Source organism: Streptomyces sp. NPDC057474, from assembly GCF_042802555.1.
In the GTDB taxonomy this organism is placed as follows: Bacteria; Actinomycetota; Actinomycetes; order Streptomycetales; family Streptomycetaceae; genus Streptomyces.
In genome coordinates this window covers 1-13,122 of record NZ_JBHVDX010000259.1, presented here as the reverse complement: position 1 = coordinate 13,122, position 13,122 = coordinate 1, and the positions used below count along the sequence as shown (strand labels likewise).

The window sequence follows — 13,122 nt, the reverse complement described above, 5'->3', positions numbered from 1 at the left end:
CCCCTTGCCGGTATGGGCCGCGCCCGGGGCCTTTGAGGGGCGCGGGGAACTGCGCGAGCAGCCCCCACGCACCCGTACCGCACTCGGCCCCTCCGATCCCTACCGCCTGCCCGGCGAACGGGCGGCCAGCAGGGGCATCGTCATGCCCGCCAGCAGCGCGCCCGGCACGGCCAGGGCGAGCCAGAGGGCCGTGGCGGTGTCGCCGCCGATGAGGGTGGTGAAGTTGGAGATGATCAGCCAGATGGCACCGGCGATACCGCAGGCGCCCAGGGCGGGGGCGATCAGGGTGTTCCAGAGCCGGGTGTCGCCGGACCGCTCCTGGCGGAAGTACACGATGACCGAGACAGACGTCAGCAGGTACAGCAGCATGATCGCCAGTACGGCGAGGCCGCTGAGCCAGGAGAAGAGGGTGAGGACGGGGTCCTTGCCCGCCAGGGCGAAGGGGAGGACCAGCAGCGCGGCGACCCCGGTCTGCACGACACCCGCGAGCCACGGCGACTGGCGGCCGTTGAGCGCGCTCAGCCCGCGCGGCAGCAGGCCCTCCCGGCCCAGGGAGAACAGATAGCGGTTGGCCGAGTTGTGGAAGGCCAGGATGCTGGCGAAGAGCGAGGTGGCCAGCAGGACCGGCAGCGCGTCCCCCGCCCAAGCGCCCAGCTCCGCGGAGACGGGCGCGGCGACGAACGCGGCACCGTCCCCGGCCTCCAGGGCCTTGCCGGCGGCGGCCGCGCCGGCGGACGGGCCGTGCGCCGAGATCAGCATCCAGGACGTGAAGGCGAAGAACGCGGTGACGAGGACGACCGCCAGATAGGTGGCCCGGGGAACCGTCTTGTGCGGCTCGCGCGCCTCCTCGCCGTAGATCGCGGTCGCCTCGAAGCCGAGCATCGACGCCACCGCGAACATCAGCGCCACCCCGGGCGCGCCGTCCAGCGCCGCCGACAGGGAGAAGGAGGAGCCGGGGGCCAGTCCTTCGGGGCCGCCGCCCTTGAGGAGCATCACCACGCCGAAGACCAGCAGCAGGCTGATCTCGGCCAGCACGAACACCGCGAGCACCTTGGCGCCCATGTCGACGCCCATCGCGCCGAGCCCCTGCACGATCACCATCGTGCCGAGCGCGAACAGCCACCAGGGCACGTCCGTCTCCAGGTACTGCAGCGCCAGCCCGTTCATCACGGCGCCGAACAGGCCGTACACCGCCGCCTGGATGGCGTGGTACGCGAGCAGCGCCACCCCCGCGCTGCCCGCGGCGGCCGTACCGCCGAGGCCCTTGCCGACGTACGAGTAGAAGGCGCCCGCGTCGACCACATGGCGGCCCATCGCGACGTAGCCGACGGAGAAGAGCAGGACGACCACCCCGGCCACGACGTACATCGCGGGGACTCCCGGGCCGTTGCCGATGGCTATCGCCACCGGCGCCGCTCCGGCGACACCGGTCAGCGGCGCCTGCGCGGAGAGCACGAAGAAGAGGATCCCCAGGACGCCGAGCGCGTTCTGTTTGAGGGAGCCGGTGGACGCGTAGCCGTCGCCGGCCGCGTGCCGCATTCTGGACGCACTTGTAGACATGCCTCACCTGTCGGGCGGAAGAGCAAGATGTGGTTTTGGCTCAAACGAGCTGCCCCATGTTTGCCCCAACTCGCCTGCCTGGCAAGGGAATGACACGTGTAGAGCGACAGATTGTTTGGGTACTTACGACCGTCCGTGTCGGACGTCGGCTCGGTCCGGCGTCAGCGGGGTCGGCGCAGGCCCGCGACGAGGACGCCGACCAGTCGGCGGGCGTCGTAGTGGGGATTGCTCTCCGCGCCGATGCACAGGTTGCCGACGCCGCGCATGAGTTCGAGGGCCGTCAGGTCGGACCGGATCTCGCCGGAGTCCGCGGCGGCGTCGAGCAGCCGGGCGCAGACGGGGACGAGCCGGTCGAGGAAATAGGCGTGCAGGGCCTCGAAGCCGGTGTTGTCGGCCTGGAGCACGGCGGCGAGGCCGTGCTTGGTGACCAGGAAGTCCACGAAGACGTCGATCCAGCGCCCCAGGGCGGCGTACGGAGTCGGGCCTGCCGCCAGCAGGGCGGGGCCGGCCTCGGCGCACGCCTCCACCTGGTGCCGGTAGACGGCGACGATGAGGTCCGCGCGCGTCGGGAAGTGGCGGTAGATCGTCGCCGTACCGATGCCCGCCCTGGCCGCGATGTCGCGCACCGGAGCCTCCACGCCCGACTCGACGAACACGGCGGCGGCCGCGTCGAGCAGCGTCTCCTGATTGCGCCGGGCATCCGCCCTCTTGGGCCTGACCGCCTGTGCGCTGTCGTCCATCGCCTCGCTCCCTCCGCCGCCGAGCGTGCCAAATCTACCGGCCTTGTTAAACGGGACGCTGTTCCGTATCTTCGGTACAGATTAAACGGTACGTCGTTCCGTTTATGGGTGAGCAGTTGATGTGTTGATGTGCAGATGTGTTGATGTGCTGACGTTCGGAGGAGACACGGTCATGCAGTACCGCACCTTGGGCCGCACCGGTGTGCAGGTCAGCTCGCTCGCGCTCGGCGCGATGAACTTCGGCCGGATCGGGCGCACCACCCAGGACGAGGCCACCGCCCTCGTCGACGCCGCTCTGGAAGCCGGGATCAACCTCGTCGACACCGCCGACAAGTACGGCGACGGCGAGTCGGAGGAGATGGTCGGCAAGGCCATCGCCGGTCGCCGCGACGACATCGTGCTGGCCACGAAGGCGGGCATGCAGATGGGCGAGGAGCGCAACCACCGGGGCGGTTCGCGCCGCTGGCTGGTCACCGAGCTGGACAACAGCCTGCGCCGGCTCGGCGTCGACCACGTGGACCTCTATCAGCTCCACCGATGGGACCCGGCCACCGGTGACGAGGAGACCCTGTCGGCCCTCACAGACCTGCAACGCGCGGGAAAGATCCGCTACTTCGGCTCCTCGACCTTCCCCGCCCACCGCATCGTGCAGGCCCAGTGGGCGGCCCGCGAGCACCACCTGAGCCGCTACGTCACCGAGCAGCCCAGCTACTCCGTCCTGCAGCGGGGCATCGAGGCCCACGTCCTGCCCGTGACCGAGGAGTACGGGCTCGGCGTCCTGGTGTGGAGCCCGCTGGCCTCGGGCTGGCTGTCGGGCGCGGTCCGCGAGGGCCGGTCCGTCACCACCAGCCGCTCGACGTTCATGCCGGAGCGCTTCGACACCGCCCTCCCCTTCAACCGGGCCAGGCTCGACGCCGTCGAGCGGCTCGCCGTGATCGCCGACGAGGCCGGCCTCACCCTGATCCAGCTCGCGCTCGGCTTCGTGACCGCCCACCCCGCCGTGACCGGCGCGCTCATCGGCCCCCGCACCCTGGACCACCTCCACGCGCAACTCGCCGCCGCCGACACGGTCCTCCCGGCCGACGTGCTCGACGCGATCGACACCGTCGTCGCCCCCGGTACCGACCTGGCCCCGCACGAGAAGCACGACACCCCGCCCGCGCTCCTCGACCCGTCACTGCGCCGCCGCTGACCGCAGAAAGGACTTGTCACTTCATGTCATCACCCGCACCCCGACCCCGTTTCGGGATCATGACCGCCCCCATGCAGGTCGCCTACCAGGACGTCTTACGGGTCTGGCGCGAGGCGGACGCGATACCGGAGATCGAGCACGCGTGGCTGTTCGACCACCTCATGCCGATCGGCGGCGACCCGGACGGACCGGTCCTCGAAGGCTGGACGCTGCTCTCGGCCCTGGCCGCGCAGACCCGGCGGCTACGGCTCGGTGTCATGGTCACCAGCAACCGGTTCCGGCCGCCCGCGATGCTGGCCAAGATCGCCACGACCGTCGACGTCGTCTCCGGCGGCCGGCTCGACCTCGGCATCGGAGTCGGCTCCCGCCCCCACCCTCCCGAGGCCCACCGCGAGTACGCGGCGCACGGCCTGCCCTTCCACGACACCGCACAGGCTGTGGAAAACCTGGCCGAGGCGTGCACGGTGATCCGGCGGCTGTGGACCGAGGAGAAGCCGTTCGACTTCCACGGCGTCCACCACCACCTCACCGGAGCCTTCGGCAACCCCAAGCCGGTCCAGCGCCCCCACCCGCCGATCCTCATCGGCGGTAGCGCGTCCGCGACGCTCCGGGTCGTCGCCGAGCATGCCGACCTGTGGAACATCCCGGGCGGTGACATCGACGACGTCGTCCGCCGCAGTGCCCTCCTGGACCGCTACTGCGCCGAGATCGGCCGTGACCCCGCCTCGATCACCCGCTCGATCCACCTTCCCGTCTCCTACGACGCCCCCGGTACCACCCGCGCCGCGATCGCCGAAGCCCTCGGTGCCGGCTTCCCCCACATCGTCCTGGGCCTGTCGGCGCCCTACCCCGCCGATGTAGCACGGTGGCTCACCGACGAGGTCATCTCCAGGTCGGCGGCGCCGGTACTCATGTGACGTTCGCGAAATAGAGTGAAAAGGTTGTAGTGGGACATATCAAAGGTAGCGATGAGAGCCTCGGTGGGTGGAGAGCTCGGGCGAGAGTGAGATGAGCGGCCATGGAGCGGCGTGTCGTCGACGAACCGGGAACGGCCCCGGGACCGGACGCGGTCGGTGAGGCGCTGACCGCGCGGGCCACCGTCGACGAACACGGCACGGTGACCGGCTGGAGCGCCGGCGCCGAACGCCTGCTCGGATACACGCCGACACAGATCCTGGGCCGGCCGGCCACCGCGCTGCTCGCCGAGGAGCCCCCGGCGGGCGACCTGCCGTCCTTCTCGGAGCTGCCGAGGTGGCACGGCACGCTCGTCCTCCGGCACCGGGACGGCCGCCGTCTGGAGGCCAAGGTTCTGGCGCATCACCGCACGTCGTACTGCGGGACCCGCGACTGGTTCCTGGTCTCCGCCCTGACGGGGACGCGGCCCCGCCCCGGTGACGACGCGCTCGCGCTGCACGGTTTCCTCGACTCCCCGAGCTGCTCGACCTCGGTGCACGACACGGACCTGCGCTTCCGCCGGTCCAACCGGGCCGCAGTGGGTGCCCTGGGCCTGAGCGACGACGACCTGCGCGGGCTGCGGATGGCGGAGGCGGTGGACGACCCCGTCATCGGGGAGGTGGAGCGGATGATGCGGCTGGCCCTGGAGACCGGCGAGCCGCAGTGCGTCGAGAACCACGCGCGCGCCCCCGGCGAGACACGCGAGCACGCCTGGTCGGTCCACCTCTACCGGCTGGAGGACGACGACGGCCGCGTCCTCGGCGTGGCCTCCACCGGGCACGACATGACGGAGCAGCACTGGGCCCGCAAGCGCCTCCAGCTGATCGCCGAGGCCGGCCGGCGCATCGGCAGCACCCTCGATGTGACGCGGACCGCGCAGGAGCTGGCGGACATCGCGGTCCCGGACCTCGCCGACTTCATGAGCGTCGACCTGCTGGCGTCCCTCGACGACCTGCACGAACCGCCCCCGCAGGCCCCGGCCGCGGGCCGCGCTCTCGCGCTGCGGCGCATCGCCCACCAGTCCGTGTTGCCGGGGAGTCCCGAGGCGGTCGTCACGCCGGGCGAGGTGGACGAGTACCCGGACGGCTCGCCGCCGGTGGAGAGTCTGCGCTCGGGACGCGCCGTGCTGTACCAGGTGACCGAGCCCGCGATCGCCGACTGGGTGGCCCAGGACCCGCTCCGGACCTCGCGTATCCGCGATTTCGGGTTCCACTCGGCGATGACCGTGCCCCTGTCGGCACGCGGAACCACCCTGGGCGTCGCCGTCTTCGCCCGCCACCGGCACCCCGACCCCTTCAAGGAGGACGACCTCGTCCTGGCCGAGGAACTGGCGGCCCGGGCGGCGGTCAGCATCGACAACGCCCTGCGCTACACGCGCGAACGCGGCACGGCCGTCACCCTGCAGCGCAGCCTGCTGCCGCAGAGTCTGCCCGAGCAGGCCGCGCTGGAGGTCGCCTCCCGCTACCTCCCGGCCGGTGCCCAGGCCGGTGTGGGCGGCGACTGGTTCGACGTGATCCCGCTGTCCGGGGCCAGGGTGGCGCTGGTCGTGGGCGACGTCGTGGGCCACGGCATCCATGCCTCCGCGACCATGGGGCGGCTGCGGACCGCCGTACGCACCCTCGCCGACATCGATCTGCCCCCCGACGAACTGCTCACCCACCTCGACGACCTCGTCGCCCGCCTGGCCACCGAGGCGGAGGGCGCGGAGCCGGCCGGGGGAGGGGCGACCGCGGGGAACGTGACCGCGGGCGTCGTCGGTGCGACGTGTCTGTACGCCGTGTACGACCCCGTCTCGCGCCGGTGCACGCTCGCCCGGGCCGGGCATCCGCTGCCGGTCGTGGTGAGCCCGGACGGCACCGCCGCGCTGCTCGACCTTCCGGCGGGACCCCCGCTGGGCCTGGGCGGACTGCCCTTCGAGTCGCTGGAGACCGAACTGCCGGAGGGCAGCCTGCTCGCCCTCTACACCGACGGCCTGATCGAATCCCGAAACAGTGCGAGCAACGGCACCGACCTCGACGACGGCATCACCCGGCTGCGTCAGACCCTCGCCGCCCCCGCCGCCTCCCTCGACGCGCTGTGCGACCGGGTCCTGGGCGCCGTACTGCCCGAGCGGCCCACCGACGACGTGGCGCTGCTCATCGCCCGCCCCCGCTCACTCGACCCCGACCGGGTCGCCACCTTCGACGTGGCCCCCGACCCCTCCGCCGTCGCCGAGGCCCGTAAGAACGCCCTGAGCCGACTGGAGAGTTGGGGCCTGAACGACGCGGCCTTCGTCACCGAGCTGGTCGTCAGCGAACTGGTCACCAACGCCATCCGGCACGCCGAGCCGCCCGTCCAACTGCGGCTCATCCACGACACGAGCCTCATCTGCGAGGTCTCGGACGCCAGCAGCACGGCACCCCACATGCGCCGCGCCCGTAGCTACGACGAAGGCGGCCGGGGTCTGCTCCTGGTCGCCCAGCTGACCCAGCGCTGGGGCACCCGCCCGACCCCCACGGGCAAGACGATCTGGACGGAACAGACCCTCGGATGACCCCTCGGACGCCCCCTCGGATGACCCTCGGGTGGCCTACGGCCTGCCCTGCTTGGGTCCGTTGAGGGTGTCGGCGGCATGCCGGGGGCCCCGCCCGGACGAGAACTGGCCGACGAGTTCACGGAAACAGACCAGGGCGGTGATCGGTGGAATTCCGACGATCACCATGCCCAGCAGCGAACTCGGTGACTGGCCGATGCACAGAGCCACCGCCGTGGCGGAGGAGAGCAGCATCACCGCCCAGGACCGCCGAGCGGTTCGATGCTGAACGGATGCCCGCAGGATGGACAGACCCGCCAGGAGCCACGGCCCGTACACGGTCAGCGGCCACCAGCGCGCCAAATGCTCCGACACGACCAGCAGTGCGATGTCGCGTAGCTGACTGTACGAATAAGAGAGGGACCAATAGAGCATAATCATCGCGCACAGGGCGATCGTCGTGATTAAGAACGCGACAGGAATGATTTTCGGGTTCCCGGAAAAGATGTGAGCCCCTGGGCGTGGCCGCCGTCGACTGGCCGGGCGGCGCGGGCGGTCGCGCACGTCCGGCAGGGGGGCGGCGGGGTCCACGTTGTGCGTCATGTACGGCATGTGGATCAGCTCGTCGTTCGGATCCCATACGCCTGACGAGGCCCTCGGACCAGGGAGCCAGATGGACTGCCTCTCGAGCGGCTGGGTCCCGTCAAGGTTTTGGTCTACTGAATCATAATCGGTTCTCATTCTGAATCCTGTCCTTCGGGATCCGATTTCCGACCGGCACGAGAGGGGTCGATGCCTGATTTTGGGCATTCGGGAGAATAGCGATCGGCGGGGGTTTTAGCGAGTTTCGAACCGCACTGGATGGCTGATGAAATGATGAAGGTCCGCTCGGCTCCGAACGAGTGGACTCCTCCCCACGCGTCCCGGCGGGGGCCTCGGCCCAGGGCCCGGATGGTGACGTTGGCCCCTCTGGTCCCTGATCCGGAAGAGGCGCCGAGGCATGCGACGTACCCCCTCCTGCCGTCTGTTCGCCGCCGCACTGCTGGTGGCGTCCGTGCCGGCCTCGATGGCGATGACGCCCGCCGCGGCTGTCCACGCCGCGGCCGTCGACCGGTACGACAAGGGCGAGGGCCCGCCGGACGGCCTCGGTCCCGAACTGACCGCCAGGCTGGACAAGGCCGTCGCGGGCGTCCGCCGGGAGGCCGGCATCCCCGGCGTCGCAGTCGGGCTGTGGATGCCGGGCAAGGGGTGCTACGTCCGCGCGACCGGGGTCGCCGACACCGCCACCCGCAGGCCGATGACCACCGGCCGGTTCATGCGGATCGGCAGCGAGACCAAGACCTTCACGGTCACCGCGCTGCTCGAACTCGTCGACGACCGCCGGATCCGGCTGGACGACCCGATCTCGACCCACGTCCGGGGCGTGCCGAACGGTGACCGGATCACGCTGCGTCATCTCGCGGAGATGCGCAGTGGCCTGTTCCCGTACAGCGCGGACCCGGATTCGTGCGGGCCCTGTTGAGCGACCCGAGCCGCTCGTTCACCCCGCGCGAACTGCTCGCGCACGGCTTCCGGCACCCGAACACGTTCGCGCCGGGTGAGCGGTTCCAGTACTCCAACACCAACCTCGTCCTGCTCGGTCTGGTGGTCGAGAAGGTCGGTGGTCAACGCCTCGCCGACTTCGTCCACCAGCGGGTGCTCCGCCCGGCCCGGCTGCGCCACACGCTGTTCCCCGAGGGCCCTGAGTTCCCCGAGCCGCGCGCGCGGCTACACCGGCCAGACGCTGAGCGGCGAGATCGAGGACGCCACGGACTGGAACCCAGCTGGGCCTGGGCGGCCGGGGCGATGATCTCGGACCTGCACGACCTGCGCCGCTGGGCCAGGATCGTCGCCACCGGGACGCTGATCAGCCCGCAGGCCCGGCGGGAGCGGCTCACGATGCTGCCGACCGGCTTCCCCGGCACCAGCTACGGCCTCGGCATCTTCGAGTCCGGCGGCTGGATCGGGCACAACGGCTCGATTCCGGGATACCAGAGCGTCACCGTCCACCTGCCGTCGTGGAACGCCACCCTGGTGCTGCTGCTCAACACCGACGTCACCCACGACGGCCAGGAGCCGTCCTCGCTCCTCGCCCGCGCGATCACGGAGGTCGTCACCCCGGACAACGTCTACGACCGCCCGGCGCCGCCGCGCTGACCAAAATGCCGCGAATGTACGTATAAGGCGCGCCCGGCCGGATACCCGCACGGCATGATGCGGACGTTGAAACGGCATGGAAAGCACAGCGGGCACGGTGGGCACGTCGCGGACGGCCAGGAGGCCGAGGCCGCGCGGGCACCGGCTGCCGGGCCGGACGAGCAGGTGGAGCGGAGGGCGCCGGACAGTCCTACCGACCTGCCCAAACGCTCCTGGCAGTCGGTGCTGAAAGGCACCCTGAAGGAGTTCAAGAAGGATGAGCTGACCGACCGGGCGGCGGCGCTGACCTACTACGGGATCCTGGCCCTGTTCCCGGCGCTGCTGGCGCTCGTGTCCCTGCTGGGGATCGTCGGGCAGTCGGCGACGCAGCAGGTGCTGGACAACATCCAGAAGCTCGCCCCCGGCGCGGCGCGAGACGTCCTCACCAACGCCGTCCAGCAGATGCAGGGCAACGCCGGGCTCGGCTCGGTCATGGCGATCGTGGGTCTGGCGCTCGCGGTGTGGTCGGCCTCCGGCTACGTCGCGGCGTTCATCAGGAGCGCGAACGCGGTGTACGACGTCCCCGAGGGCCGCCCGGTGTGGAAGGTGCTGCCGGTCCGGGTCGCTGTGACGGTGGTGCTGATGGTCATGGCCGTGATCAGCGCGCTGATCGTGGTGTTCACCGGCGGCCTGGCGCGGGAGGTGGGCACCGCGCTCGGGGTCGGTGACACGGCGCTCACCGTGTGGTCGTTCGCGAAGTGGCCGGTGCTGCTCCTCCTGGTCACGATCATGATCGCGGTCCTCTACTGGGCCACCCCGAACGCGAAGGTCCGCGGCTTCCGCTGGATCACGCCGGGCAGTTTCCTCGCGCTGGTGATCTGGATGATCGCCTCGGCGGGGTTCGCGTTCTACGTGGCGAACTTCGGCTCGTACAACAAGACGTACGGCGCCCTCGCCGGCGTGATCATCTTCCTGGTCTGGCTGTGGATCACGAACCTGGCGATCCTGCTGGGCCTGGAGTTCGACGCGGAGATGGTGCGCCAGCGTGCCATCGCGGGCGGTCATCCGCCGGACGAGGAGCCGTACGTCCAGCCGCGCGACACCCGGAAGTGGGACGAGGAGGACCGGCGCCGCCTCGGACCCTGAGGTGGCGGTGACGGCGCGAGAGGGGGGCGGGTGAAGGCTCGACAGCGAGGAGACGGTGGATGAAGGCCTCGAGGATGGCCTACAAGCCCGTCGGTCTGGCGCTGGGCGCCGTCGGCGGTCCGCCGGCCGGCGGGGTGTTCAAGCAGGTCTGGAAGAAGCTCGGGCACGAGAAGGACGCTCCCGACGCCGCCGACGAGGACCGCACCTGGCGCGAGATCGTGTCGGCGGCGGTCCTTCGGGGCGCGATATTCGCCGGTGTCAAAGCCGTCGTCGACCGCGGCGGCGCCGCCGCGACCCGCCGGCCGACCGGTACCTGGCCCGGCTGACCCCAGCGCCGGCGTCCGCGACGTTCGACCCGACCGACCCGACCCGACCCGACCCCGGCGGGAGCGCGCCGGCGGGACACGCCGTCGGATGGGCTATCGGGCTGTTCGTGGAGCATCTGGTCATACCTTGCGGAATATGACGAAATGGCATATTGCCTATATGGCATGTATTGCGGCGGTCATCGGGGCGGGGCTCGGGGCCGCCACGCCGGCTGTCGCCGACCATCGGACCCACGTGGTCTTTCCGGGGGAGTCGATCCAGAAGGCGGTGGACGCCGCCGTGGCGGGAGACACCGTCCTGGTGTCCGCCGGGACGTACCACGAGAGCGTCAAGGTGAGCACCCCCGGGATCACCCTGCGCGGCATGGGCAGCGCCACCGTCGTCGCACCGGCCGTGAAGAAGGCCGCCGACGGATGCGGCGACAGCGGCAACGGCATCTGCGTGATCGGGACCAAGAACCACAAGGTCGAGGACGTCACCGTCGCCGCCCTGACCGTGACCGGCTTCACGGGGTCCGGAGTGTTCGCGGTGGACACCGACGGGCTGACCGTGCGGAACGTGACCGCGGTGAAGAACGGCGTGTGGGGCATCGCCCAGGAGCGTTCGGTGCGCGGTGTGTTCCGGAAGAACACCGCCCGCGACAACGGCGACGCCGGCCTGTTCCTCGCGAACACCATCAAGGCCGAGGAAGGCGCCACGGACACCGGCGGAACCGTGGTCGCGCGCAACCGCCTGGAGGGCAACCGGATCGGCCTCACCGTCCGGCGTCTGCGGAACCTCACCGTCACGGACAACCACATCATCGGCAACTGCGCGGGCGTCTTCGTCGTGGGCGACGAGAACATGCCGAGGGCCGGCGCCCTGACCGTGCGCGACAACCACATCGCGCACAACAACAAGTCCTGCCCCAAGACCGCACGGCTGGACGCGCTGCAGGGCACCGGCATCGTGCTGACCGGCGCCGAGGACACCCTGGTGACCCGGAACCGGATCATCGGAAACGCCGGCACCTCTCCGCTGTCGGGCGGCATCGTCGTGTGGAAGAGCTTCGTGGGCACCACCAGCGAGCGGAACCGGATCACCGACAACGTGCTGGAGGGCAACGCCCCGGCGGACATCGTCAACACGGACACCGCCGGCAAGGGCAACACCTTCACGGGCAACACCTGCCAAGCGTCCAAGCCCGCGGGGCTGTGCTGACCGGACGTGGTCGCTCATGAACTCGAAGAAGGAAGGCGTCACATGACGACCGCTCAGACCAGACCGACGGCACCGACGGCACCAACGGCACCAACGGCACCAACGGTGCAAACGGTACATACGGCACCCACCGCTTCGACCCCGCAGACTCACGCCGCGCACGTGGCACCGGGCGCCCAAACGTCCCCGCCGCCCCCCATGCGATTCAGGGAACTCGTGTTCGGGGCGGCCGTCGCCGCCGCCCTGCGCGCGGCCGCCCGGCTGGGGGTCGCCGACGCCCTCGGTGACACCCCGCTGGCCGTGGAGAACCTCGCGGCGGCGGTGAAGACCGAACCGAAGCCGCTGCGACGGCTGTTGCGGGCCCTGTCCTGCTACGGCGTCTTCGCCGAGCGGCCGGACGGGACGTTCACGCACACCGACATGTCCCGGCTGCTGCGCGAGGACGATCCGCACAGCCTGCGCGCCATCGCCCTGTGGTGCACCGAGCCGTGGACCTGGGAGGCGTGGCCGAAGCTGGACGAGGCGGTGCGCTCCGGCCGCAACGTCGTCGAGGACCTGTACGGCAAGGAGTTCTTCGTCTACCTCAACGAGGACGCCCCGGAGTCGGCCGACGTCTTCAACCGGGCCATGACGACGTCCAGCGTGCAGTCCGCGCGGGACGTCGCCGAGTTCCTCGATCTGTCGGGGAGTTCGTCCGTCGCCGACATCGGCGGGGGGCAGGGGCATGTGGTGGCGAGCCTGCTGGAGAAGCACCCCGCGCTGCACGGCACCCTGCTCGACCTGCCGCGCGTGGTGGAGAACGCCGACGCGAGGCTGCGTCCGGGCGGCGCGCTCGCGGACCGGATGAGCGTGGTCCCCGGCGACTGCCGCGAGACCGTCCCGGTGCAGGCCGACACGTACGTCATCAAGAACATCCTGGAGTGGGACGACGACAGCACGGCCCGGCTGCTGCGCAACGTCATCGAGGCGGGTGGCCGGGGAACCCGGGTCGTGGTCATCGAGAACCTCGTCGACGACACGCCCTCGATGCGGTTCAGCACCGCCATGGACCTGCTGCTGCTCCTCAACGTCGGAGGGGCCAAGCACACCACCGAGAGCATGGTCCGCAGGGTGACGGACGCGGGACTGGTCATCGACGACGTCCACCCGGTCAACGCGTACCTGCACGCGTTCGACTGCCACGTGCCCGGCTGAGCACCGGTCCGCACCCCGGAGAACCGGCCGCCGGGGCCCCCCCCAGGCCGGCCCCGCGGGCCGGGGGGGGGGGCGGGGGCGCCCGCCCGGGGGGGCCCGGGGGAATATAAAAAAAAACGATC

12 protein-coding genes are annotated in these 13,122 nt (G+C 70.8%); 9 read left to right on the top strand and 3 right to left on the bottom strand.

The genetic code is table 11. The features are described from left to right. Positions 1–99: 99 nt before the first annotated feature. Both ACFU53_RS41530 and ACFU53_RS41525 read right to left on the bottom strand, forming a co-directional pair. Positions 100–1,539 carry an APC family permease gene (locus ACFU53_RS41530; RefSeq protein ID WP_384004840.1) on the bottom strand — a complete coding sequence of 480 codons (1,440 nt, stop codon included), beginning with the start codon at positions 1,537–1,539 and terminating at the stop codon, positions 100–102. A 182-nt stretch (positions 1,540–1,721) separates the two neighbouring features. Continuing rightward, entirely contained in the window at positions 1,722–2,300 is a 579-nt protein-coding gene (locus ACFU53_RS41525; RefSeq protein ID WP_384004838.1) for a TetR/AcrR family transcriptional regulator, read from the bottom strand. A 172-nt stretch (positions 2,301–2,472) separates the two neighbouring features. Between ACFU53_RS41525 and ACFU53_RS41520 the strand changes: the two genes are divergently transcribed. The 3 genes from ACFU53_RS41520 (at position 2,473) to ACFU53_RS41510 (ending at position 6,979) form a co-directional block, all read left to right on the top strand. Continuing rightward, complete coding sequence (locus ACFU53_RS41520) at positions 2,473–3,492, top strand: aldo/keto reductase (RefSeq protein ID WP_384004836.1); 1,020 nt, start codon at positions 2,473–2,475, stop codon at positions 3,490–3,492. 59 nt (positions 3,493–3,551) lie between these two features. Further along, entirely contained in the window at positions 3,552–4,409 is an 858-nt protein-coding gene (locus ACFU53_RS41515) for an LLM class flavin-dependent oxidoreductase (protein WP_384004834.1), read from the top strand. A 101-nt stretch (positions 4,410–4,510) separates the two neighbouring features. Further along, entirely contained in the window at positions 4,511–6,979 is a 2,469-nt protein-coding gene (locus ACFU53_RS41510; protein WP_384004832.1) for a SpoIIE family protein phosphatase, read from the top strand. 36 nt (positions 6,980–7,015) lie between these two features. Here the strand turns inward: ACFU53_RS41510 and ACFU53_RS41505 are convergent, their stop codons facing one another. Further along, the gene (locus ACFU53_RS41505) at positions 7,016–7,561 is read right to left on the bottom strand and encodes a DUF2637 domain-containing protein (RefSeq protein WP_384004830.1); all 546 of its coding nucleotides are present in this window, start codon (positions 7,559–7,561) and stop codon (positions 7,016–7,018) included. Positions 7,562–7,958: 397 nt separating this feature from the next. Here ACFU53_RS41505 and ACFU53_RS41500 point away from each other — a divergent pair, with 397 nt between their 5' ends. The 6 genes from ACFU53_RS41500 (at position 7,959) to ACFU53_RS41475 (ending at position 13,000) form a co-directional block, all read left to right on the top strand. Continuing rightward, the gene (locus ACFU53_RS41500; protein WP_384004828.1) at positions 7,959–8,480 is read left to right on the top strand and encodes a serine hydrolase domain-containing protein; all 522 of its coding nucleotides are present in this window, start codon (positions 7,959–7,961) and stop codon (positions 8,478–8,480) included. Continuing rightward, positions 8,465–9,154: a serine hydrolase domain-containing protein gene (locus ACFU53_RS41495; RefSeq protein WP_384004826.1), complete on the top strand. Its 690-nt coding sequence runs from the start codon at positions 8,465–8,467 to the stop codon at positions 9,152–9,154. Before ACFU53_RS41500 ends, ACFU53_RS41495 begins: the two co-directional genes overlap by 16 nt. Positions 9,155–9,208: 54 nt before the next feature. After that, positions 9,209–10,279, top strand: a complete 1,071-nt coding sequence (locus ACFU53_RS41490; RefSeq protein ID WP_384004825.1) for a YihY/virulence factor BrkB family protein — start codon at positions 9,209–9,211, stop codon at positions 10,277–10,279. Positions 10,280–10,338: 59 nt separating this feature from the next. Beyond that, on the top strand, positions 10,339–10,605 hold the full coding sequence (locus tag ACFU53_RS41485) for a DUF4235 domain-containing protein (protein ID WP_384004823.1): 267 nt from the start codon (positions 10,339–10,341) through the stop codon (positions 10,603–10,605). Positions 10,606–10,741: 136 nt separating this feature from the next. Further along, on the top strand, positions 10,742–11,806 hold the full coding sequence (locus tag ACFU53_RS41480; protein ID WP_384004821.1) for a nitrous oxide reductase family maturation protein NosD: 1,065 nt from the start codon (positions 10,742–10,744) through the stop codon (positions 11,804–11,806). 198 nt (positions 11,807–12,004) lie between these two features. Then, the gene (locus ACFU53_RS41475; RefSeq protein ID WP_384004819.1) at positions 12,005–13,000 is read left to right on the top strand and encodes a methyltransferase; all 996 of its coding nucleotides are present in this window, start codon (positions 12,005–12,007) and stop codon (positions 12,998–13,000) included. Positions 13,001–13,122: the final 122 nt, after the last annotated feature.

What these genes read in the sequence shown, in the direction of transcription:
- ACFU53_RS41530 (WP_384004840.1), bottom strand. Translation starts at nt 1,539, where the DNA reads ATGCGGCACGCGGCCGGCGACGGCTACGCGTCCACCGGCTCCCTCAAA.
- ACFU53_RS41520 (WP_384004836.1), top strand. Translation starts at nt 2,473, where the DNA reads ATGCAGTACCGCACCTTGGGCCGCACCGGTGTGCAGGTCAGCTCGCTC.
- ACFU53_RS41505 (WP_384004830.1), bottom strand. Translation starts at nt 7,561, where the DNA reads ATGACGCACAACGTGGACCCCGCCGCCCCCCTGCCGGACGTGCGCGAC.
- ACFU53_RS41485 (WP_384004823.1), top strand. Translation starts at nt 10,339, where the DNA reads ATGAAGGCCTCGAGGATGGCCTACAAGCCCGTCGGTCTGGCGCTGGGC.
- ACFU53_RS41500 (WP_384004828.1), top strand. Translation starts at nt 7,959, where the DNA reads ATGCGACGTACCCCCTCCTGCCGTCTGTTCGCCGCCGCACTGCTGGTG.
- ACFU53_RS41480 (WP_384004821.1), top strand. Translation starts at nt 10,742, where the DNA reads ATGACGAAATGGCATATTGCCTATATGGCATGTATTGCGGCGGTCATC.
- ACFU53_RS41525 (WP_384004838.1), bottom strand. Translation starts at nt 2,300, where the DNA reads ATGGACGACAGCGCACAGGCGGTCAGGCCCAAGAGGGCGGATGCCCGG.
- ACFU53_RS41490 (WP_384004825.1), top strand. Translation starts at nt 9,209, where the DNA reads ATGATGCGGACGTTGAAACGGCATGGAAAGCACAGCGGGCACGGTGGG.
- ACFU53_RS41475 (WP_384004819.1), top strand. Translation starts at nt 12,005, where the DNA reads ATGCGATTCAGGGAACTCGTGTTCGGGGCGGCCGTCGCCGCCGCCCTG.
- ACFU53_RS41510 (WP_384004832.1), top strand. Translation starts at nt 4,511, where the DNA reads ATGGAGCGGCGTGTCGTCGACGAACCGGGAACGGCCCCGGGACCGGAC.
- ACFU53_RS41515 (WP_384004834.1), top strand. Translation starts at nt 3,552, where the DNA reads ATGACCGCCCCCATGCAGGTCGCCTACCAGGACGTCTTACGGGTCTGG.